This window comes from Nocardia sp. NPDC051756, from assembly GCF_040681495.1.
GTDB lineage: Bacteria > Actinomycetota > Actinomycetes > Mycobacteriales > Mycobacteriaceae > Nocardia.
The window spans coordinates 34007-54866 of sequence record NZ_JBFAYV010000002.1 but is presented as its reverse complement, the minus strand read 5'-3'; the positions used below and the strand labels follow the sequence as shown (position 1 = coordinate 54866).

Here is a 20860-nt window from a genome sequence, read left to right as displayed (position 1 = left end):
CGGGTCAGAGTACCGATCGGATCAGCGCGGCGGTCTCGGCCGGAAGGGCTTGCGGGATCATGTGATCGCACTCCCATTCGTGCACGGTGAGGCGTTCGCCGAGGTGCTCGGCGAGTGCGGCGCGGAACGCCGGGGTGACGAACGGCGGCTGCACCTTCAGCGCCTGCACGAGCACCATCGGCAGGTTCGGCGGCAGCACGAACGGGCGGGCCATCTGTCCCCAGTAGGAGATGATCGCGGGAAGACTCATCCGCCAGCCATAACGCCCCTGCTCGGTGCGCACCAGATGCTCGGCGAGTTCGGCTTCCAGGATGTGTGGCTCGGCGTCGGCCCAGGCGGAATCGAGCTTGTCCGCGCGTGCGTGCGCCACGGATTCGTAGTCCGGCTCGGCCAGGATCGAGTCGGCGACCTCGCCGGCCAGATCGGGTTCCAGCCCGAGGGCGGGATCCAGCAGGATCAGCTGCCGGACCAGATCCGGGCGTCGTCGCGCGAGATACAACGCACACGCGCCGCCGAACGAGTGCCCGACCACAGTCACCGCCTCGGTGGTCTCGGCGTCGAGCAATTCGATCAGATCGTCGACGACGGCCTCGAAGGTCCACGGCGGCAACGTGCTCGACCGTCCGTGTCCACGCAGGTCAGGTGCAATGATCCGGACATCGGGGAGGTGGTTGGCCGCCAGGTCTTCCCAGCGTTTGCCGTGGCCGGTGACGCCGTGCAGGACCAGCACGGCCGGTCCGGCGGCGGGGCCGAAGCGATAGACATTCAGAGCAGACACCGGTCCATTCTGACCGGTGCGCGCAACCGCTGTTGGGCGAGTCGCGTGAGGGGGCCGTCGGCGTGTCGGTCGTGTCTGTTGCAATAGCCCGCGTGGTGCGATCGGATAGCGCGGTGCGACTTGTTCGCCGGAACGTGGCGGCACCCCGGCCGCGCGGCTGGGGTGCCGACGTTCGCGCGCTGTTCGACGCCGCGGCCGCGGCGGGGCCGACGCGCCCGGGCTGGCGGCCCTGGCAGGTGCTCGGCGGTCCCGGCACGGGCAAGACGGCCCTGCTCGTCGATCTCGCCGCCGAGCGCATCGCGGCGGGTGACGACCCCGAATCCGTGCTGGTCCTTGCCCATTCGAAGCAGGCGGCCAGTGCCGCCCGCGACGCCATCACCGCCCGGCTCGCCGGACCTGACGCAGAGGGCGGTGTACCCGGCGCCACCCGCGAGCCGCTGGCCCGCACCTTGCACTCCTACGCCTTCTCGGTGCTGCGCAGGCACGCGACCGCGCACGGCAACCCGCCGCCGCGTTTGCTGACCGGTGCCGAGCAGGATGCGGTGCTGCGCGAAATGCTCCGCGGTGACCTGACCGACATCGCGGCGGGCGCGGACGCGCTGTGGCCGGAACGCCTGCAACCCGCGCTGGCGCTCGGCGGGTTCGCCGAACAGTTGCGCGACCTGATGCTGCGCGCCACCGAACGCGGGCTCGGGCCGGAGGATCTGGTGCACCTCGGGCGCGAGCACGGTAAACCGGAGTGGGTGGCGGCGGGCAAGTTCGCGGTGCGGTACGAGCAGACGATGCTGCTGCGCTGGTCGGTCGGCGTCGAGGCGCCGGAGGCGACCGCGCCCGCGCTCGATGCCGCCGAGCTGATTGGCGCCGCGCTGGACGCGCTGGCCGGTGACGCCGAGCTGCTCGCCGCCGAGCGGGCGCGGATTCGGTACCTGCTGGTCGATGACGCACAGCACCTCGATCCGCAGGCCGCGATCCTGGTCCGGGCGATCGGGCACAGCGCGCACACCACGGTCGTCGCCGGCGATCCCGATCAGGGGATCTTCGCCTTCCGCGGCGCGGACGCCAGGTTCGTCGCCGACCTGCCCGCGCCGGACGGGCAGCGAATTGTGTTGCGGGACAACCATCGGGCCGGTGGGCCGGTGCAGCTGGCGGTCGCCAGGGTCGCGGCCAAGTTGCCGGGCAGTGCGCCGCAACGCTTTTCGTTGCCCAAGCGGGCCGATCAACCGGTCGACGACGGCACCGAGGTTCGGGTGCGGGTGCTCGCCACACCGGCCAAGGAGGCCGCGCTCATTGCCGATCACTTGCGGCGGGCGCACCTGACCGGGGGTGTGCCGTGGTCGCGGATGGCGGTGATCGTTCGTTCGGTGCCGCTGTCGTTGCCGCCGCTGCGGCGGGCGCTGCTGGCGGCGGGGGTGCCGGTGCAGCAGCCCGCGCTGGACACGCCGTTGGCGCGGCGGCGGGGTGCGGCCTGGATGCTGCTGTCGTTGCGGGCGCTGCTCGCGGGGGAGAAGGGGTCGGCGTTCGAGCCGGAGGACGCGCTGGACCTGCTCGCGGGTCCGCTGGGCGGTGCCGATCAGATCACGCTGCGGCGGTTGCGGCGTGGTGTGCGGCGCAGCGTGCTGGAGTCCGAGCGGAGCCGGGCGCGATCGGGCCGGGAGGTTCCGGAGAGCGAGTACTCCGAGCGGGCCGCGGATGAGCCCGATCGGGCTATCGAGAGTTCGGAACGGAGTTCGGGATTGCCCGAGCCGTCTATCGGGAGTCTCGAGCGGGCGGCCGATGACGCCGATTGGTATGGCGTGGAGCCGGAGTGGACTCCGGAGGACTCGGAATGGCGGGGTAGCGCGGCCGAGCAGAATAGCGAGGCAGCGGAGAGTGGCGAGGCCGAGGAGAGCAACGCGGCTGCTGAGAAGAGCGCCCGCTCGACCGAGGTCGCCGGCCCGGCGGGGGATGCCGAGGCCGAGAGCTCTGACCCGGACGCGGCCGATTCCGCGAAACCCGCCGAGAGCGGCGAGAACGTCGAACTGCTGCACGGGATCGATCAATCCTCCGCGGAGGTGCTGCGGGATCTGCTGATCGGGGCCGGGGATCCGCGCATCCTGGATCGGCTGACCGATGTCGAGGCGGCGCCGCTGCGCCGGGTGCTCGACGCGTTGGCACGGGCCCGCAAGGCCCGGCGGCGCGGGGCGGGGCTCGAGGACGTGCTGTGGGCGCTGTGGACCGCGTCGCGGCTGGAGCGACGCTGGGTCGGGCAGTCCGAACGCGGTGGCGCGGTCGGCATGCAGGCCGATCGGGATCTCGATGCGGCCGTCGGATTGTTCGATGCCGCCGCGGGTTACGTGGATCGGCTGCCGCGCGCGAGCATCGAAGGCTTCGTGGAATACCTGACGCAACAGGAGATTCCGAACGGTTCCGCGCCGCGCACCGCGCCCAAGGAGGCCGTCGCGCTGCTCAGCGCGCACGCCGCGGCGGGCCGGGAGTGGGACGTCGTCGCGGTCGCCGCTGTGCAGGAAGGGATCTGGCCGAACCCGCGGGCGCGCGGCACGCTGCTGAACACCGAGGACCTGGTGGACTTGACCGCCGGGGTCATCGATGGCGGCGAACAGGTGAGCCGCGCGGCGCCGATCCTCGCCGAGGAGCGCAGGCTACTGCTGGTCGCGTGCAGCCGGGCGCGGCGTTCGCTGCTGGTCACGGCGGTGGAATCCGTTTCGGGAGAACGGGATCTGGTGCCCTCGCGGTTCCTCGCCGAGTTGCTCGGGCACGACGAGGACGGTGAACCCGGGGCATTGCCGATCGCCGATCCGGGTCGCGCGCTGGTGATGCATTCGCTGGTGGCCGAATTACGCGGCGCCGTCTGCGATCCCGAGTCCGAGCCGGACCGCAGGCAACGCGCCGCGCATCAATTGGCGCGGCTGGCCCGGGCCGGCGTGCCCGGCACCCATCCCGACGACTGGTACGGCACCGCGGAGTTGAGCTCGCAGCGGACCCTGTGGGAGGAAGACGACAGCGCGGTCGGCCTGTCGCCGTCCACCGTGGAGCTGCTGCGCACCTGCCCGCTGCGCTGGGCGCTGGAACGGCACGGCGGCACCGACGGCGACAACCCGCACGCGGTCAAGGGCAACCTGGTGCACACGCTGGTGCAGGCGCTGGCCGGGCAGGTGCCCGAGGCGCAGGTGCGGGCCGCGCTCGACAAGGCCTGGCAGTCGGTCGATCCCGGGTCCGGCTGGCATTCCCGGCAGGAGCTGCGCCGCACCGAGGCCATGCTGGAAACGTTCATGTCGTGGGTGCGCAACACCCGCGGCGAACTGACCCAGGCCGGCGTCGAGGTGCCGGTCGACTGTGTGCTGCCGCCGCGCACGGAAGACGAACGGGCGGTGCGGATTCGCGGCCGGGTGGACCGGCTGGAGCGGGATGCGCTGGGCCGCTTCGTGATCGTGGACGTGAAGACCGGGAAGTCGCCGGTGACCAAGCAGGCGGCGGTCGACCACGCGCAGCTGGCGACGTATCAGGTGGCCGCGGCGATGGGTGCGCTGGACGCGGCCACCGAGGAGGCGCGCGCCGAGGCGGGCGAATCCGGTTCCGCCGAAGGTGAATCGGAAGCGGACCAAGCTGGGCCGGACGCCGAAGCAGGCGAACCGGACTCGGGCACAGTCGAACTCGGCGAGCCCGGCGGCGCTCGCCTGGTGTACGTCGCCAAGCCCAGCACCAAAGAGGGCGCCACCCAGCGCATGCAACCGCCGCTCGACCCCGAGGCCCTCGACAAGTGGCGCAACACCATTCACGACGCGGCCGCCGCCACCCAGGGTCCCAGCTACCTCGCCATGCGCAACGACGGCTGCCGGCACTGCCCGGTCTCCGGCAGCTGCCCCGTCCAGGACACCGGCAGGCAGGTGACCGACGAGTGAGCGACAAGCGTTTCCGCGTACCGCTGCCGATCTGCGGGCCTGAATGCCTGTGCTGCGGGGTCATTCCCGAGCGGGCCATCGATGGTGCGGCGCATGCGTCGGTCGGCCGGCACCGTGCGGTGCGTGCGCGACCGAAGCCGACGGGCAAGCCCGCGTCCGGCCCCGATGAGGCCCAACCGTGACCGTCGCCCGGGTCACCCCGCATCAGCTGGCCGACGCGCTCGGCCTGCCGCCGCCGACCGACGAACAGGCGGCGGTGATCGCCGCGCCGCCCGGCCCGACGCTGGTCGTCGCGGGTGCGGGCGCGGGCAAGACCGAGACGATGGCCGCCCGCGTGGTGTGGATGGTGGCCAACCGGCTCGTGCTGCCCGACGAGGTGCTCGGGCTGACCTTCACCCGAAAAGCCGCGCAGCAGTTGACCGCTCGCATCCGCACCCGGCTGGCGCGGTTGGCCGGCGCGCCGCTGCTGCGGGACCTCGACCCGTCCGGTCAGCTGCGCGCCCAGCTGTCCGGCGCCGAGCCGGAGATCAGCACCTACCACTCGTACGCGGGCCGGCTGCTCACCGAACACGGCCTGCTGCTGCCGGTGGAACCCTCGGCGACGTTGCTCACCCAGACCCAGCTCTGGCAGCTCGCGCACCAGGTGGTGCGCACCTGGGACGGCGACCTGGACACCGACCGCACCCCGGTCTCGGTCACCGAGGCGATCCTCGCCCTGTCCGGCCAGCTCGCCGAGCATCTGGTCGAGCCCGAGCAGCTGGCCGAGGCGCACACCGACCTGGAGAAGCTGGTGCACACGCTGCCGCCCGGCCCACGTCAGCGCGGCGGGCCGAGCCAGACCCTGCTCGGCATCCTCCAGGTCCAGCGCGAACGCATCGCCCTGCTCCCGCTGGTGCAGCAGCTCGCCGACGCGTTACGCCGCCGTGGCGCTTTGGATTTCGGCGCGCAGATGTCCCTGGCCGCCCGCCTCGCCGCCGAACACCCCGAGGTCGCCGCCGCCGAACGCACCCGCTTCCGCCTCGTCCTGCTCGACGAATACCAGGACACCGGCCACGCCCAGCGCGTCCTGCTGGCCGCGCTGTTCGGCGGTGCGCCCGAGGCTGGTTCAGCTCCCCGCGCCGAATCGGCGTCAGCACAACCATCGAGTGACGAGCACGCAGATCGTGGACGGCCGGCGGAGACCGTGCCGACGCCACGTGCGCAGGAGCCGCGGTACGTCAGACCGGCGAACGAGGAGTCCGGGCGGCAGCGATCGGGCAGGCAGCGGGCCGCCAAGCCCGCGAATACCGGTGCGGAGGAAGCCGAATCGCGCAGCCGCCAACGCTTGGCGGTGACGGCCGTCGGCGATCCGATGCAATCGATCTACGGCTGGCGCGGCGCGTCCGCGGCGAACCTGCCCCGCTTCGCCACCGACTTCCCCACCGCGCCCGGCGTTCCCGCGCCGACGCTGCCGCTGCTGACCAGTTGGCGCAACCCGCCCGAGGCCTTGGCGCTGGCGAACCTGGTCGCGGACCCGTTGCGCCGCAAGGCCATCGAAGGCGGCGGCGTGACGGTCGACGCCTTGCGCGCGAAACCGAATGCGGGGCAGGGCGTGGTCGCGCTGGCGCTGACCGAGACCGTCGCCGAGGAACGCGATTGGCTGGCCATCCGGATCGCCGAGGAATGGGCTGCCCGCCGCGCCGCCGGCGAACCGCCACCCACCTCGGCCGTACTGGTCCGCCGCAACGCCGACGCGTCCCCGCTCGCCGAAGCCCTTCGCGCACAGGGGCTACCGGTCGAAATCGTCGGACTCGGCGGCCTGCTCGCCACCCCCGAGGTCGCCGATATCGTCGCCACCCTGCGCCTGATCGCCGAACCGGGCTCGGGCAGCGCGGCGATGCGCGTGCTCACCGGCGCCCGCTGGCGCATCGGCGTGGCCGACATCGCGGCGCTGGCCCGCCGTGCCCGCACCCTGTCGATCAGCCGCTTCAGCAACAGTGACGCACCGGAGATCACCGACGGAAGCACGCTGGCCGCGGCCCTGCGCGAGGTGGCCCCGGAACCCGCCGAACAGGCGGGCCTGGCCGACGCGATCGCCGATCCCGGTCCCCGCGACCAGTATTCGGAGTCGGGTTTCGCCCGCATCGAGGCACTGAGCAGAGAGCTGGCCGCCCTGCGTGAACGCAGCGGCCAGTTGCTCACCGAACTGGTCGCCGACGTGGAGCGCACCATCGGCGTCGGCGTGGAAACCCAGGCCCGTCGCGCCATGTCGGGCACCGGCGCCGGCCGCGAGCACCTGGACGCCTTCGCCGAGGTGGTCGCCGGTTACGCCGCCGACTCCGGTGCGGCGCTGAGCGGCCTGCTGTCCTTCCTCGCCGCCGCCGAATCGGTCGAAAACGGTTTGGAGCCGGGCGAAGTCGAGGTGGCCAAGGACCGGGTGCAGGTGTTGACCGTGCACGCGGCAAAGGGCCTGGAGTGGGAGATCGTCGCGGTACCGCATGTGGTGCGCGGCGTGTTCCCGTCCGGCACCGCGTCGGGCACCTGGCTCGGCGCCCTCGCCGAACTCCCGACCAAGCTGCGCGGCGACCGGCAACAGGACGACTCGACCGAGGGTGTCCCCGTGCTCGACCTCACCGACCTGTACGACCGCGCCGACCTGGAACGCGCGATCAAATCGCACAAGGAAGCCCTGGAGCGGCGCCGCATCGACGAAGAGCGCCGGCTGTTCTATGTCGCCCTCACCAGAACCGAACGTGTGCTGCTGGTTTCGTCGCACCACTGGGCCGAAACCGGAACCTCGCCCAAGGGCCCCTCCGACTTCCTGCTCGAACTGAAGCAGGCCAGTGAGGCCGCCGACAGTCCCGCCAACGGCGTCGTCGACATCGCCCGCTGGGACGACCCGCCGGAACACGACGCGGTGAACCCGTTCACCGACAACCCCGCCACCGCCGAATGGCCACGCGACCCGCTCGGCAACCGCCGCGACCCCATCGAACAGGGCGCCGCGTTGGTCCGCGCCGCTCTGGCCGAACTCCGCGCCAAGCCGCCGGCTCCGCGAGAGGCGAAGCCAACCCAGGCGAAAGAACAACCGTCCACCGCACCCGAGAGCATGCCCGAAGGCCTCTTCGACGACACCTTCGCCTTCGAACCGCCGTCCGAATCCTTCGAACCGCCGGACGACGCTTTCGAGCCACCGGCCGAATTCGACGAGCTGCCACCGGATCCCATGGACTCCACCCCTCACGCCCCCACGCCCCCCAGCACCCCGCATTTCAGCGACATCCCACCCGACCCCCTGCACGAATTCATCTCCGACGAGGACATCGCCTTCGCCGCAGCCGAATTCGCCGACCTCGACCCGCTCACCCCACCCGTCGACCCCGACGACCCAGACGGCTGGGCCGCCGATGTAGACGCCCTACTTGCCGAATTCGAATCCGAGCAGGCCGCCGCCGAGGAGGTCGAACTCCCGGGCCAGATCGCCGCGACCGCGCTGGTCGAGATGCGCGCCGATCCGGCGAAACTCGCTGCGCGCCTGCGTCGTCCGCTCCCGTTCCCGCCGAGCCCGCTGGCCCGCCGCGGCACCGCGTTCCACGCCTGGGTGCAGCGCTGGTTCGGGTCGACCCGGCTGCTCGGCCTCGACGAACTCCCCGGCGCGGCCGACACCACCGCCGCGGACGCGAGCGTCGACGACGAACTGACCGCGATGCAGAACGCGTTCCTCAATTCCTCCTGGGCCAACCGCAGCCCGCTCGACGTGGAGGTCCCGTTCGAAACGTCGTTGGCGGGCACCGTGATTCGCGGCCGGATGGACGCGGTGTTCGCCGAGCCGGGCGGCGGCTGGATCGTGGTCGACTGGAAGACCGGCGCCGAGCCGACTCCCGCGGAGGAGCCCGCGGTCGCCATGCAGCTGGCCGTCTACCGGCTGGCCTGGGCCAGGCTGATGGCGTCCAGGGAAGGCAGGCCCGAGCAGGAGATGCTCGAACGCATCGGCGCCGCTTTCCATTACGTGCGCACCGGGCGCACCATCGCGCCCGCCGACCTGGCCGGGCCGGCCGAATTGGCCGAGCTTATCCGGAATTCCGCGCCAGCCGGCTCACCTTCAGCGCCTGCCTGATCAGCGGGATCTGCAACGGCAGCCGCAGCACCGTACCGACCTTGAACACCTGCGAGGCCTTCTTGTTGCCGAGGGCATCGGCGGTCATCTGTACGTTCGCCGGCAGGACCGCGAGGAACAGCAGCGCGGCCAGCCGCCCGCCGAGGCTACGGGTGCGCGGGATTACCAGCGCCGCGGCGACGCCGAGTTCGGCCACGCCCGAGGCGTAGGTGTAGTTGCGCGGTTCGCCGGGGAGCGCCTTGGGCACGATCGCGTCGAAGGGCTTGGGCATCACGAAATGCAGCACCCCCATGGGGAACAGCAGGGCGGCCAGGACCAGGGCGGGCCTGCGCGCGGAGGGGCGATCGGGGGCGAGTGCGTTTTCTGCCATGAGGCACCTTTGCATTCATCGGGTGTTCGCGTCGAGGCCGGGCGGTAGCGCGGGCAGCAGGTAGGCTCCCGTGCTGTGCCGGAGGGACAAGCAGTGCCGGAGACATCCGACGCGAGGTATAGCAGGGCGGGTGCGTCCCATGTTCGGTGATCGCGCGCGCTCGCTGGGGTTGTCGAATCGCCCGCATTTCGCGCTGGTCGGGGTGCTGCGCATTCCGGAAGTGCAGACCAGCCCGTGGATTTCGCTCTCCCGCCGGGTGCTGTTCGCGGTCGGGTTGCTGTTCGCCGCGGCTCTGGTGGTCTACATCGGCCGGGACGGCTACCACGACAACGCGGGTGATCCGCTCGGCTTCCTGGACGCGTTCTATTACGCGACCGTGTCGCTGTCCACTACCGGCTACGGCGATATCGCCCCGGTGACGGCCGAGGCGCGGCTGGTGAACATCGTCATCATCACCCCGCTGCGCATCCTCTTCCTCATCGTTCTCGTCGGTACCACCCTCGGCGTGCTGACCGAACGGTCCCGGCAGGCTTTCAAGATTCAGCGATGGAGGCACAGCGTGCGCAATCACACCGTGGTCGTCGGTTACGGCACGAAGGGCCGTACCGCGATCGACGCCATGCTCGGCGACAACGTGCAGCCCGCCGACATCGTGGTGGTCGACACCGACATGGTCGCGCTGGAGGCCGCCGCGAACTCGGGCCTGGTCACGGTGCACGGTTCGGCGACCCAGTCCGACGTGCAGCGGCTGGCCGGCGTGCAGAACGCATCCTCGGTGGTGGTCGCGACCAACCGGGACGACACCGCGGTGCTGGTCACGCTGACCGCCCGCGAGCTGACCAAGAGCGCGAAGATCGTGGTCTCGATCCGCGAGGCGGAGAACACCCACCTGGTCCGCCAGTCCGGCGCCGACTCGGTGGTGGTGTCCTCGGAGACCGCGGGCCGGCTGCTCGGCATCGCGACGACCACGCCGTCGGTGGTGGAGATGATGGAAGATCTGCTCACCCCGGAGGAGGGGTTCGCGATCGCCGAGCGCGAGGTGGAGTCCGCGGAGATCGGCGGCTCGCCGCGGCATCTGGGCGACATCGTGCTCGGCGTGGTGCGCAGCGGCGTGCTCGCCCGGGTCGGCGAGCCGGAGGTGGATTCGCTCGAGGCGGGGGACAAGCTGCTCTACATCCGCCGCGCGGCCAAGTAAGGCCGCGTGCGGGGACCCGGGCACTCGGCGCGATAGTCTCGATGGGTGCCGGTCTTTCAGCTCAATGGTGTTCCCCTGCTGTCCCGTTCCGTGCTCGATCGCGCCGAGGAGACGCGGGGCGACGCCCAGGCCTTACAGGAGGGCTGGAGCGAGGCGAAGCTGCTCCGGGTGAACGCCCGCGGCCAGGTCCGATTCGACGAAGGCGCGCTCGTGCTGGACAAGGCGATCGAACTGTCGCCCGAGCCGAGCCCCGCGGCGGTGTTCCTCGGCATCGATGGCGGCGTGCACCTGTGGGCGGTGCGTGACCGGGACATCGAGGGCTCGCTGACCGACCTGCGCGGCATGTCGAACACGGTCGACGATCTCACCGCCGGCGTGCTCTCCACCGCGGTCGCGCTGCTGAACTGGCACGACAAGGCCGGCTTCAACAGCGCCGACGGCACGGTGACCACGTCGAGCAAGGCCGGTTGGTCGCGCACGACCGAGGGCGGTTACGAGGAGTTCCCGCGGATCGATCCCGCGGTCATCTGCCTGATCCACGACGGCGGCGACCGGGTGCTGCTCGCCCGTCAGCACAGCTGGCCGGAGACGTTGTTCTCGCTGCTCGCCGGTTTCGTCGAGGCGGGCGAGTCGCTGGAACGCTGCGTCGAGCGCGAGGTGAAGGAAGAGGTCGGCGTCGATGTCCGCGACATCAGCTACCTCGGCAGCCAGCCCTGGCCGTTCCCGCGCTCGCTGATGCTCGGGTTCTCCGCGCTCGGCGATCCGGAGCAGCCGCTGGTCTTCTCCGACGGTGAGATCGCCGAGGCGCACTGGTTCACCCGCGCGGAGGTGCGCGAGGCGCTGTCCGCCGGTGACTGGTCGGCGCAGGGGACGGGCGCGCGGCTGTTGCTGCCGGGTTCGATCTCCATCGCCCGCACCATCATGGAATCCTGGGCCGCGCTCGACTGAGCGCGCGCGAAATCAGCGCGGGCCGGGATGGCCCGCGCGGATTCGGTCTTGCGTGGTGATCAGGCCAGTGCGGCGAGGGCCTGCTTGACGGCCACCAGCGTCGGGTTGGTCGCCGTCGAGCCGTCGGCGAATTTCACGGTCGGCACCACGTGGTTGCCGCCGTTCACGCTGCCGACGAACTCGGCCGATGCCGGATCTTGTTCGATGTCGATCTCGATATAGCTGATACCGGACTCGTCCAGCTGCTTCTTCAGCCTGCGGCAGTAGCCGCACCAGGTGGTCGAGTACATCGTCAGGTCGGGCGTCGCGTCAGTCACGGATTGTGCAACGCCGGGCAGGCCTTCGGTGTTCCAGTCAAGTCCTTTTTCACCACCCCTTGCGCTGCATTTAGTAAGCGCGCATACTAAATCTATGACGATCATCGCCACCGCGCATGCCACCTCGACCGCCGCTCCCGCCGCCTTCTTCGCCAGATGGGCGGCCATGGCCACCTGGCCGGAGTGGAACAACGACACCGAATGGGTCCGCCTCGACGGCCCGTTCGTGCAAGGCGCGACCGGCGTGCTGAAGCCGAAGGGCGGACCGAAGGTGCCGTTCGTCGTAGAGCGGCTCGACGACACCGAATTCGTCGACGTCTCCAAGCTCCTCGGCGCCCGCCTGACCTTCGACCACCAGATCTCCGCGGCCGACGGCCGCACGACGATCAGCGTCACCGTCTCGATCGACGGACCCCTGCGCTGGCTGTGGACCAAGATCATGGGCCGCGACCTCGCCAAGTCCGTGCGCCCCGACCTGGACGCGCTGATCACGGTCGCCGAGGGATTACCGGCCTGACCGCGTCGATGGGCAGGCCGCGATCGGCGATCCGCGCGATCTGACCAGCTCACCGAACTGGGGAATGGTATTGCGGCGCGGGCCTGATAGAACTCACCGCACACGATCATGCGGTGATCGCGAAAGCGATGTCGGGCGAGTGAGGGAGGCCGATGAGCAATGAAGGGCTACACACCGAATTCGAGCAGGCCGACGAGAGTCCCGGGTTGCTGCTCTGGCAGGTGACCAATCGGTGGCAGGCGGCGCAGCGCGCGGCGCTCGCCCCGTTCGACCTGACCCACGTGCAGTTCGTGCTGCTCGCCTCGCTGACCTACCTCGCGGTGGCCGGCGACCCGGTGATGCAGCGCGACCTGGCCGCGCAGGCCGCCACCGACCCGATGATGACCTCGCAGGTGGTGCGCGCGCTCGAGCAGAAGGGCCTGGTCGAGCGGCGCGACCACCCGAGCGATCGGCGGGCGAAATCGCTGGTGCCCACCGAAGCCGGTGCGGCGCTGGCGAATCGGGCGGTCGTCGTGGTGGAGGAATGCGACCGCGAGTTCTTCGGCCCGCTCGGGCTGCGGGCCGAGCAATTCGCTACCGACCTGCGCAGCCTGCGGCGGCTATAGGACCTCGTCGATCCCGAGGCCGTGATGCGGCTTCCGGCGCGGGCGGTCGGGACCGGACCCGGCTCCCCACCGGCCTGCGGCGTGCGTCTGGCACAGCAGCGCCCAGACGCACAGGGCGACAACGCCGTACACGAGCCCGAGCGCGCCGATGTGCGGGCCGAGGGCGCCGAGCACCACGGCGAGCACCGCACACGGCAACGGCCAGGACAGCAGCCAGCGCCAGCCCGCCTCGCTGCGCGCACCACCGAGTCCGGTGATGACGAAATACGCCGCGGCCCCGCCGCCGAGCGCCCAGCCGATGCCGGTGGACACGTGCCCCTCCGCGTGTTCGACGGCCAGGCCGAGGCCGGCGGTGATGGTGGCGATCGCGGCGGTGATCCAGCAGTGCATCGCCATCACGTATTGCCGCGGCAGCGCGCCGTCCGGATCGTCGCCGGTCATCAGACGCGGCACGAAGCCGTACATCAGGGTCAACGCCCACAGGCCGGCCAGCACGACGAACGCGCCGAAGCCGAGGGCGAGCACCCGCGGGTGCCACATCACCCCGCCCACCGCGGTGATCACCGCGATGACCCCCTCGCCGAGCACGATGATCACGTACAGCCCGAGCCGCTCGCCGAGATGCACCGAATCCGCGTGCAGCGCCTGGACTTTCGGCGGCTCGACACCCTTGAACCGGCGCGAGTCGCGGATCCGGCGATCGATCGCCTCCTGCGCGCCCACCATCATCCGGTCGCCGCTCACCGCGAACATCAGCCACAGATCGATGACCAGGCCGAGCGCCCACAGGTAGTACTTCCACGGTTCGGGCACCCAGAGCGAGGCGATCCAGGGCAGCACGCCGACGGACAACTGGGCGATCGGCCAATCGACCACCAGCCTGCCGCGGCCCCAGACCTGCGCGGCGACCATGCGCACGAGCACGTACACCGCGGCGAACGTGGTCGCGTGCCGGTCCGGGATCCCGGCCACCGCCGCGGCCATCACGCCGAGGCCGAGCATCGCCCCGAGCATCAGATAGATCCTGGTGTGGTCTCGGGCGATATTGCCGTAGAGCATGATGCACGCCCAGACCGTCCAAAAGGCCAGGTAGAGCAGGATATACAGAGCGAAGTCGCCGAGCGAGGGGCCCCGGTGCAGCAGGTGGGTGAGCTGGCCGATGCCGGCCACCGCGACGAGGTCGAAGAACAACTCCATCCAGGTCGCGTGCCGGTCGGCGGGTCGAGCGTCGGTTGACGGCGTGTCGTGTGCCACGAGGCGACAGTATTGCGCGCGCGGCGAGAGTTGTCGGCGGGCACTGTCATGATGGGTGCCGTGTCGTCACCCAGTACACACCGACCGACCGGCCTCGAGCTGGATTTGCTCGACCCCGAACAGGCCGCCGCCGTGCGCGCGCCACGGGGTCCGGTGTGTGTACTCGCGGGCGCGGGCACCGGCAAGACCAGGACGATCACCCATCGCATCGCGCATCTGGTGTCCACCGGACACGTGAAGGCCGATCAGGTACTCGCGGTCACCTTCACCGCGCGGGCGGCGGGGGAGCTGCGCAACCGGTTGCGCGCGCTCGGTCTGGGCGGCGACGCGGCCCAGGTGCAGGCGCGCACCTTCCACGCGGCCGCGCTGCGGCAGCTCAAATACTTCTGGCCGCAGATCGTCGGCGACGTGCCGTGGCGGTTGATCGACGGCAAGTTCCCGATCGTCGCGCAGGCGGCGAACCGGGCCGGGCTCTCCTCGGCCACCGACAGCGTGCGCGACCTGCTCAGCGAGATCGAATGGGCGAAGGCCTCGCTCATCGCGCCCGAGGACTATCCGGCGGCGGTGGCCAAGCAGCGCCGCGAGACGCCGTACGACGCGCTGCGGGTCGCCGAGGTGTACGCGGGCTACGAGAAACTCAAGGCCACCCCGGACGGCCTGCTGCTCGACTTCGACGATCTGCTGCTGCACACCGCCGCGGCGCTGGAGGACTATCCGGCGGTCGCCGACGAGTTCCGCGGCCGCTACCGCAGCTTCGTGGTCGACGAGTACCAGGACGTCACGCCGTTGCAGCAGCGCGTGCTCGACGCCTGGCTCGGCGAGCGCGACGACCTGACCGTGGTCGGCGACGCCAACCAGACCATCTACTCGTTCACCGGCGCGACCCCCGGCTACCTGCTCGACTTCTCCCGCCGCTTCCCCGACGCCACCGTGATCCGGCTGGAACGCGACTACCGCTCGACGCCGCAGGTGGTCTCGCTGGCCAATCGGGTGATCGGGGTGGCGCGCGGCCGGATCGCGGGCACCCGGTTGCAGCTGATCGGCCAGCGGCCGGACGGGCCGGAGCCGGTGTTCGCCGAATACGACGACGGACCCGCCGAGGCGGCCGCGGTGGCCAAGTCGATCAAGCGGCTGATCGAGGCGGGCACGCCGGCCGCCGAGATCGCCGTGCTCTATCGGATCAACGCGCAGTCGGAGAGTTACGAGCAGGCGCTCACCGAGCGGGGCATCGCCTATCAGGTGCGCGGCGGCGAGGGGTTCTTCTCGCGAGCCGAGGTCAGGCAGGCCGTTTCGGCGTTGCGTCAGGCCGCGTCCCGCGACGACCTGCCCGGCGAGGCCCGCAGCGGCACCGCGTTGGTCACCCTGGTCCGCGCGGTGCTGGCACCGGTCGGACTGACCAAGGAGGAACCCGCCGGCGCGCAGGCGCGGGAGAAATGGGCCTCGCTCGTCGCGCTGGTCACCCTGACCGAAGACCTGGTCGAGCACGACGACAAACTCGACCTGCCCGGCCTGCTGCGCGAGCTGGCCGCCCGCACCGAGGCACGGCACCCACCGACCGTGCAGGGCGTCACGCTCGCCTCGCTGCACGCCGCCAAGGGTCTGGAGTGGGACGCGGTCTTCCTGGTCGGCGTGGCCGACGGCACGCTGCCGATCCAGCACGTGCTGGCCGACGACGGCTCGGTCGCCGACGAGGCGAAGCTGGAGGAGGAGCGGCGGCTGCTGTACGTCGGGGTGACCCGGGCGCGCGAACATCTCCAGCTGTCCTGGGCGCTGGCCCGCGCCGAGGGCAGGCGCCGCACGCGCCGCCGGTCCCGGTTCCTCAACGGACTCGTGCCCGACGATTCGCCCGCGTCCAGGATCGCGACGCCGGTCGTCGAGGCGAAAGGCATGCGCCCGACCTGCCGAGTGTGTGCGAAACCACTGATCGGTACCTATGCGACTATGCTTGGCCGCTGTCGTCGTTGCCCCGCCGAACTCGATGCCGAACTTCTGGTCGCCTTGCAGGAGTGGCGCGCGGAGAAGGCGGAGGCGTTGCAGGTGCGCGAATTCGTGGTGTTCACCGACACCACGTTGACCGCGATCGCCGAACAACTCCCAGGTGACGACGCTGCGCTGGGCTCGATCGCGGGCATCGGGCAGAAGAAGCTCGAACAGTACGGCGGCGAGGTGCTCGCGATCATCGCTTCGCGGTTGCGCGCAAGACCCCAAAACCGCAGGTAGAAAATAGGTTGTACCACCCGGCGAACTTGCCTATGGTGGGTTTTACGCACCGGGAGGTTATCCCGGCGCGCAGAGTTCAAACACACACAACGAGTTAGGAGGGAGGCAGACGTGAACATCAAATTCTTCAATGCGATCGACGTTGCGGTGAATTCACCCATGTCGGCCTCCCGGGGGATCCTCGCCTTGCAGGGGATCGGTCTGTCCGAAATCGGTGTGTACGGCACGCAGGCGCAACTCGCGCCCACGCATGCCCCGATGTGCACCGCCATTTTGGACAAGCCCAGTGCGGGTGGCTGGCACCCGTCTGTCGTCGAAACGGCAGACGTCAACGTCGCCGCAGCTGCCGGTTATGAGCCGGCGGACCTGCAGGCAACACGCCTCCGTCCCGCATACCAAGCGATCGTGATCAGGACTCGACAGAGATGTCGAATACCTAGGTAGGGAACTTCCCTCCCAGACCTCCTGGCCACGGATCGCACGACGCGAAACCGTGGCCAATCTTTTTTCGGCCCTTCAGCCAGCCGGCCCCGGTTTCGCGGACAACACAACGAACCGCTGCAACGAGCTGAAGGAGAACGACGTGTTCACCGCCCAGGAATGGCCACCGGCCACTACTGACGTGACATGCGGAACCGTGGCGCCGACCACTCGGACCCGGGAGGGCAACAAGTCCGTGCCTTGTCGAGCCGGAGATCCCGATCTCTGGTTCGCCGAGAGCCCCAACCAGTTGGAGCAGGCCAAGGCGCTGTGCGCCAGCTGCCCCATCCGGAAGGGCTGCTTGACCGCGGCCATGGATCGGCGTGAGCCGTGGGGTGTCTGGGGTGGCGAGATCTTCGACCAGGGGGTCGTCATCGCCCGTAAGCGCCCGCGCGGACGTCCGCGCAAGGTCGCGGTCCCGGCATGAAACCGGGAGTGACTTCCCTCCCTCCGGTCGATGTGCTCGATTCGGTTGGTCCTGACACGGGCCGAGCCAACGAACGAGAAAGCAGACGAACCGCTCACCGTCGCCCGGTGAGCGGCTCGTTTGCGTTGTCGTGCAAGGAAAATCAGGTTCGTCGTGGCCCGTGGGGTGCCCGGCGGACCGTCAGCCCGTCGGCAACGGCGAGCAGTAGTGTTCTGGTGTCGTCGGCGTGCGCCCACCAGCGGTGGCGCACGCCCGACGGGCAGTAATAGGAGTCTCCGGTGGACAGCGTCACCTGCTCGCCGTTGGCGGCGACCGTGATGGTCCCGGAGACCACATAGATCAATTCATCGTTCTCATGCGTGAATTCGCGCTCGCTCCGCCCGGTTCCACCGGTGAACTCGAGTGCGCGCAGATCCCGCGGTCCGTGGACCAGCGAGCGCACCGAACCGTCGTTGTTCTGCTCGGCCTGTTCGAGCGCGCCCTCGCCGGCCCGCACGATCGCCGAGCCCGGCGTGCTGTCGGCCGCCGCCAAGAGTTCCGTCGCCGTGGTGCTGAGCGCGTCCGCGATGCGTTGCAGCGAGCGCAGGCTCGTGTTGGTCCGCCCGTTTTCCAGTTGGCTCAGAAACGACTGCGACAATTCGGTCTTCGCAGCCAGCTGAGCCAGCGTCAATCGCGCCGCCCGCCTGCGGTCGTGCACGACGTTGCCGAGCCCGGGCCAGCGCGCCTGGTCGTCGCTTCCGTTCTGATGCACCTACCCAAAACCTCTCTCGTTGCTTCAGCACCTTCTCAGCAGCCGGGTACTGAATCCTCGTGTTTACATCACGGTGATCGCAATGCTTCCAGGGCCTTCTAGCGTACTGAATATTCAGTGGAGCTGAATATTCAGGAGGATCGGTGGAGCAGAACACCCTCAAGCGCCGGGGTACCGGGCTGATCGGTATCGATGCGGCGTCGGCGTCGCCGGGTTACACGTTGTATGCGCCGTTGGCCGGGCGCGGTCTGGTCGAGTTGGTCGATCTCGCGGGCGAGGTGGTGCATCGCTGGAATCTGCCGTACCGGCCGGGCCGGCATGCGCGGCTGCTCGCCGACGGATCGCTCGCCTACAACGGCGCGACGCTGGCTCGACCCCCGCTGTTCGCGATGTGGCGCAAGTACAGCGGCGGATCGATGGGGCGTTATGACCAGGACGGCGCGCTGCTTTCGGAGCATCGCGACGACTTCCAGCATCATGACGCGCATCATTACGACGACGGGCGCATCCTCTATACGGGGGTCGAGCCGTTGACCGGTGCCGCCGCGGCGCGCATTCAGGGCGGCGTGCCCGGCACCGAGGCCGACGGGATCGTCTGGTCGGACGTCATCCGGGAGGTCGCGCCGGACGGCAGCCTGCTGTGGGAGTGGCGTGCGGTCGAGCATTTGACGCCGGAAGACTTTGCGCTGCAACCGCATTACTGGCGGGAGCATTGGCCGCTGATCAACAGCGTGCATCCGCTCGACGACGGCGCCATTGTGGCGAGCCTGCGCAGCGTGTCCGCCGTGATCACCATCGATCGGCAGACCGGCGCGGTGTCGACCCTCGCCGACCGTTCGACCGTCGCTCAGCAGCATCACGCGACGCCGGTCGGCGACGGCAATATCCTGCTGTTCGACAACGGCACCTTCCGCACCGGGGAGTCGGTCACCTACAGCCGGATCGTCGAAATCGACCGCGCCACCGGCGAAATCGCATGGAGCTACCAGGATTCCCCGCGCGAGGCGTTCTTCACCCCGTTCATGGGTGGCGCGCAGCGGCTGCCCAACGGCAACACGCTGATCACCGAGGCGGCGTTCGGTCGTATCTTCGAAGTGACTCCGGCGCAACGGATCTGCTGGGAATACGTGGTGCCGTCGTTCACCGAGTACCCGGATGCCGATACCGCACAGGTCTTTCCGGGGATCTCCAACGCCATCTTCCGCGCCTATCGCTATCCGGACGTTCCGTGGCTGTGACGGATGGGCCGACCGTGCATCCGGTCGACGAGGTCCCGCCGCCCGGCCGCGCCCTCGCGTCGGCGGTGCAGCATCTGGTCGTGATGGTCGCGACGCCGATCACCTCGGTCTTGCTGATCAGCCGCAGCCTGCATCTGGACGACTCGCAGTCGCGCGCCTTGCTCTGCGCCACTTTGCTTTTCAGCGGTATCGGGACGATTCTGCAATCCAGTGGGCGGTTCGGCCTCGGCGCGGGTCTGCCGTTCGTCATGCTGCCCGGTGGTGCGGCCGTCGTGCTGTTCATCCAGATCGCGCAGGAATCGGATCCGGCCACCGCGAGCGGCGCGGTGATCATCACCGCGCTGGCCGGGATCGTGCTGGTGCCGCTGGCCCGGCGGCTGGTCACCCGCCTGCCCGCCGTGGTCATCGCCAGCATGATCGTGGTCATCGGGATCAACCTGGTGAAGGTCGCGGGCAATCTGATCACCACGCCCGACGATCCGTCGCCGGTGCGTTCGGTTGGCTTGGCCGCCATCACCATTGCGGCGACCGTGCTCGCCTATCGAGTGCTGCCGACCGGCTGGCGGCGGTTGTCCGTGCTGCTCGGCATGGCGGTCGGCAGCGCGGTCGCGGCGAGCCTGGGGCAGTTCCATCTGCAATCGGGTTCGGCGCTCGCTCAGGCGCCCGACCTGTTCCTGTTCGGCACACCGCATTTCGATCTGCTCGCGGCAATTCCGTTGCTGGTGTTCAGCATTGGTTCGATGGCCGAAGCGACCGGCCAGACCGTGCTCAACGCGAAGATCGTGGACAAGCAGATCGACACCCCGATCACCGTCGGCCGCACTATACGTGGGGACGCCGTAACTTCGCTGCTGTCCGGACTTTTCGGCGGGCCGACCATGGTCACCAGCGGCGAGAACATCGGCCTGATCCGTCTCACCAACATCCGCAGCCGCTACGTCACGACCATCACCGGCGCGCTGCTGATCGTCGCGGCCTTCCTCGCGCCGATCGGCCGCCTGGTGAATTCGCTGCCGGGCCCGGTCATCGGCGGTACCGCGGCGATCACCTTCGCCATGATCATCACCGCGGGCCTCGGCATGTTCCGCGAGGTCGACCTGACTTCCGACCCCGTACTCCTCACCGCCACAGCGGCTTTGACCGCAGGTCTGCTCCCGATCCTCATCCCCGGCATCTACCGCGGATTCCCCACGGATCTACGCCTGCTGCTCGGCAGCGGGGTGACGATGACCGCCGTCGTCGGCGTGCTCGTGCACCTGGTGTTCGCCACCCGCCGGCGTCAGAAGTCGAATACCGACACCGTGGTGGCCCGCAACACACAGACATTGGAGAAGAAGCCGTGATCGGAGATCGGCTTGCCCCGCCACACCCCGTCGATGGTCGCGACCACCGGATCGAAGTCGTCCGAGCAGAGCGGCGGCACGGTGAAATCGGCCAGCGACCGGATATTGCCGTCCGCCGCCACCAGGTTCTTACAGGCTTCCTCGGCCTTCGGATGTGTCCCGCCGACCGTGGGCGCGCAGATCAAGCTGACGGTCCGCTTGTCCACCACCTCGACCGACACCCCGGGCCCCACCGATAGCGACACCACGGACTGCCCGTCCACCCCGGCCGTCGCACCGACCGGCGCGACCATCGATGCCCCGAACACAACCGCCGCGCTGATCGAAACACCGATAAGCCGACCGGTGCACGACATGGCCATCACCCTTCGTAGACGGAGTCGATCCGACCTCAGGCGAGGGTAGTCGACCGATCGCCCCGC

The 20860-nt window shown here is 69.8% G+C and carries 18 protein-coding genes; 12 read left to right on the top strand and 6 right to left on the bottom strand.

The genetic code is table 11. The annotated features are described in order from the left end of the window. Positions 1 to 4: 4 nt before the first annotated feature. Positions 5 to 778 carry an alpha/beta fold hydrolase gene (locus AB0M22_RS06245; protein ID WP_364721836.1) on the bottom strand — a complete coding sequence of 258 codons (774 nt, stop codon included), beginning with the start codon at positions 776 to 778 and terminating at the stop codon, positions 5 to 7. A gap of 95 nt (positions 779 to 873) precedes the next feature. Here AB0M22_RS06245 and AB0M22_RS06240 point away from each other — a divergent pair, with 95 nt between their 5' ends. The 3 genes from AB0M22_RS06240 to AB0M22_RS06230 are packed head-to-tail and all read left to right on the top strand — an operon-like array spanning position 874 to position 8773. Next, the gene (locus tag AB0M22_RS06240) at positions 874 to 4677 is read left to right on the top strand and encodes an ATP-dependent DNA helicase (RefSeq protein WP_364723953.1); all 3804 of its coding nucleotides are present in this window, start codon (positions 874 to 876) and stop codon (positions 4675 to 4677) included. After that, on the top strand, positions 4674 to 4859 hold the full coding sequence (locus AB0M22_RS06235) for a hypothetical protein (protein ID WP_364721834.1): 186 nt from the start codon (positions 4674 to 4676) through the stop codon (positions 4857 to 4859). The genes AB0M22_RS06240 and AB0M22_RS06235 overlap by 4 nt, the downstream gene beginning before the upstream one ends. After that, on the top strand, positions 4856 to 8773 hold the full coding sequence (locus AB0M22_RS06230) for a UvrD-helicase domain-containing protein (RefSeq protein WP_364721832.1): 3918 nt from the start codon (positions 4856 to 4858) through the stop codon (positions 8771 to 8773). Before AB0M22_RS06235 ends, AB0M22_RS06230 begins: the two co-directional genes overlap by 4 nt. On the opposite strand, the gene AB0M22_RS06225 is transcribed toward AB0M22_RS06230, so the two are convergent. Beyond that, entirely contained in the window at positions 8727 to 9143 is a 417-nt protein-coding gene (locus tag AB0M22_RS06225; RefSeq protein ID WP_364721830.1) for a hypothetical protein, read from the bottom strand. The genes AB0M22_RS06230 and AB0M22_RS06225 overlap by 47 nt on opposite strands. A gap of 139 nt (positions 9144 to 9282) precedes the next feature. Between AB0M22_RS06225 and AB0M22_RS06220 the strand changes: the two genes are divergently transcribed. Both AB0M22_RS06220 and nudC read left to right on the top strand, forming a co-directional pair. After that, positions 9283 to 10338, top strand: coding sequence for a potassium channel family protein (locus tag AB0M22_RS06220; protein WP_150402518.1), 1056 nt, complete (start codon positions 9283 to 9285; stop codon positions 10336 to 10338). 45 nt (positions 10339 to 10383) lie between these two features. Continuing rightward, the gene (gene nudC / locus AB0M22_RS06215; RefSeq protein WP_364721827.1) at positions 10384 to 11286 is read left to right on the top strand and encodes an NAD(+) diphosphatase; all 903 of its coding nucleotides are present in this window, start codon (positions 10384 to 10386) and stop codon (positions 11284 to 11286) included. 59 nt (positions 11287 to 11345) lie between these two features. Here nudC and AB0M22_RS06210 read toward each other — a convergent pair whose 3' ends face one another. Next, positions 11346 to 11576 (bottom strand): mycoredoxin, encoded by a 231-nt coding sequence (locus tag AB0M22_RS06210; RefSeq protein WP_150402880.1) that lies wholly within the window; start codon positions 11574 to 11576, stop codon positions 11346 to 11348. A 121-nt stretch (positions 11577 to 11697) separates the two neighbouring features. Between AB0M22_RS06210 and AB0M22_RS06205 the strand changes: the two genes are divergently transcribed. Next, positions 11698 to 12120 (top strand): hypothetical protein, encoded by a 423-nt coding sequence (locus AB0M22_RS06205; protein ID WP_364721825.1) that lies wholly within the window; start codon positions 11698 to 11700, stop codon positions 12118 to 12120. Positions 12121 to 12272: 152 nt separating this feature from the next. Further along, a complete protein-coding gene (locus AB0M22_RS06200; protein WP_364721823.1) occupies positions 12273 to 12725 on the top strand; it encodes a MarR family transcriptional regulator in 453 nt (150 codons plus the stop codon). On the opposite strand, the gene AB0M22_RS06195 is transcribed toward AB0M22_RS06200, so the two are convergent. After that, on the bottom strand, positions 12720 to 13979 hold the full coding sequence (locus tag AB0M22_RS06195) for a low temperature requirement protein A (protein ID WP_364721821.1): 1260 nt from the start codon (positions 13977 to 13979) through the stop codon (positions 12720 to 12722). The genes AB0M22_RS06200 and AB0M22_RS06195 overlap by 6 nt on opposite strands. Positions 13980 to 14030: 51 nt before the next feature. On the opposite strand from AB0M22_RS06195, the gene AB0M22_RS06190 reads away from it, so the two are divergent. The 3 genes from AB0M22_RS06190 (at position 14031) to AB0M22_RS06180 (ending at position 17106) form a co-directional block, all read left to right on the top strand. Then, complete coding sequence (locus AB0M22_RS06190) at positions 14031 to 16199, top strand: ATP-dependent DNA helicase UvrD2 (protein WP_364723950.1); 2169 nt, start codon at positions 14031 to 14033, stop codon at positions 16197 to 16199. A gap of 111 nt (positions 16200 to 16310) precedes the next feature. Further along, positions 16311 to 16643 carry a hypothetical protein gene (locus tag AB0M22_RS06185; RefSeq protein WP_364721819.1) on the top strand — a complete coding sequence of 111 codons (333 nt, stop codon included), beginning with the start codon at positions 16311 to 16313 and terminating at the stop codon, positions 16641 to 16643. A gap of 178 nt (positions 16644 to 16821) precedes the next feature. Continuing rightward, complete coding sequence (locus AB0M22_RS06180) at positions 16822 to 17106, top strand: WhiB family transcriptional regulator (protein ID WP_317983923.1); 285 nt, start codon at positions 16822 to 16824, stop codon at positions 17104 to 17106. Between the two features lie 142 nt (positions 17107 to 17248). Here the strand turns inward: AB0M22_RS06180 and AB0M22_RS06175 are convergent, their stop codons facing one another. Beyond that, positions 17249 to 17857 carry a helix-turn-helix domain-containing protein gene (locus AB0M22_RS06175; RefSeq protein WP_364721817.1) on the bottom strand — a complete coding sequence of 203 codons (609 nt, stop codon included), beginning with the start codon at positions 17855 to 17857 and terminating at the stop codon, positions 17249 to 17251. A 143-nt stretch (positions 17858 to 18000) separates the two neighbouring features. Here AB0M22_RS06175 and AB0M22_RS06170 point away from each other — a divergent pair, with 143 nt between their 5' ends. Both AB0M22_RS06170 and AB0M22_RS06165 read left to right on the top strand, forming a co-directional pair. Further along, complete coding sequence (locus tag AB0M22_RS06170) at positions 18001 to 19095, top strand: aryl-sulfate sulfotransferase (RefSeq protein WP_364721815.1); 1095 nt, start codon at positions 18001 to 18003, stop codon at positions 19093 to 19095. Continuing rightward, positions 19086 to 20438, top strand: a complete 1353-nt coding sequence (locus AB0M22_RS06165) for a solute carrier family 23 protein (RefSeq protein WP_364721813.1) — start codon at positions 19086 to 19088, stop codon at positions 20436 to 20438. The genes AB0M22_RS06170 and AB0M22_RS06165 overlap by 10 nt, the downstream gene beginning before the upstream one ends. Here AB0M22_RS06165 and AB0M22_RS06160 read toward each other — a convergent pair. After that, positions 20375 to 20794, bottom strand: a complete 420-nt coding sequence (locus AB0M22_RS06160) for an SSI family serine proteinase inhibitor (RefSeq protein WP_364721811.1) — start codon at positions 20792 to 20794, stop codon at positions 20375 to 20377. The genes AB0M22_RS06165 and AB0M22_RS06160 overlap by 64 nt on opposite strands. Positions 20795 to 20860 lie beyond the last annotated feature (66 nt).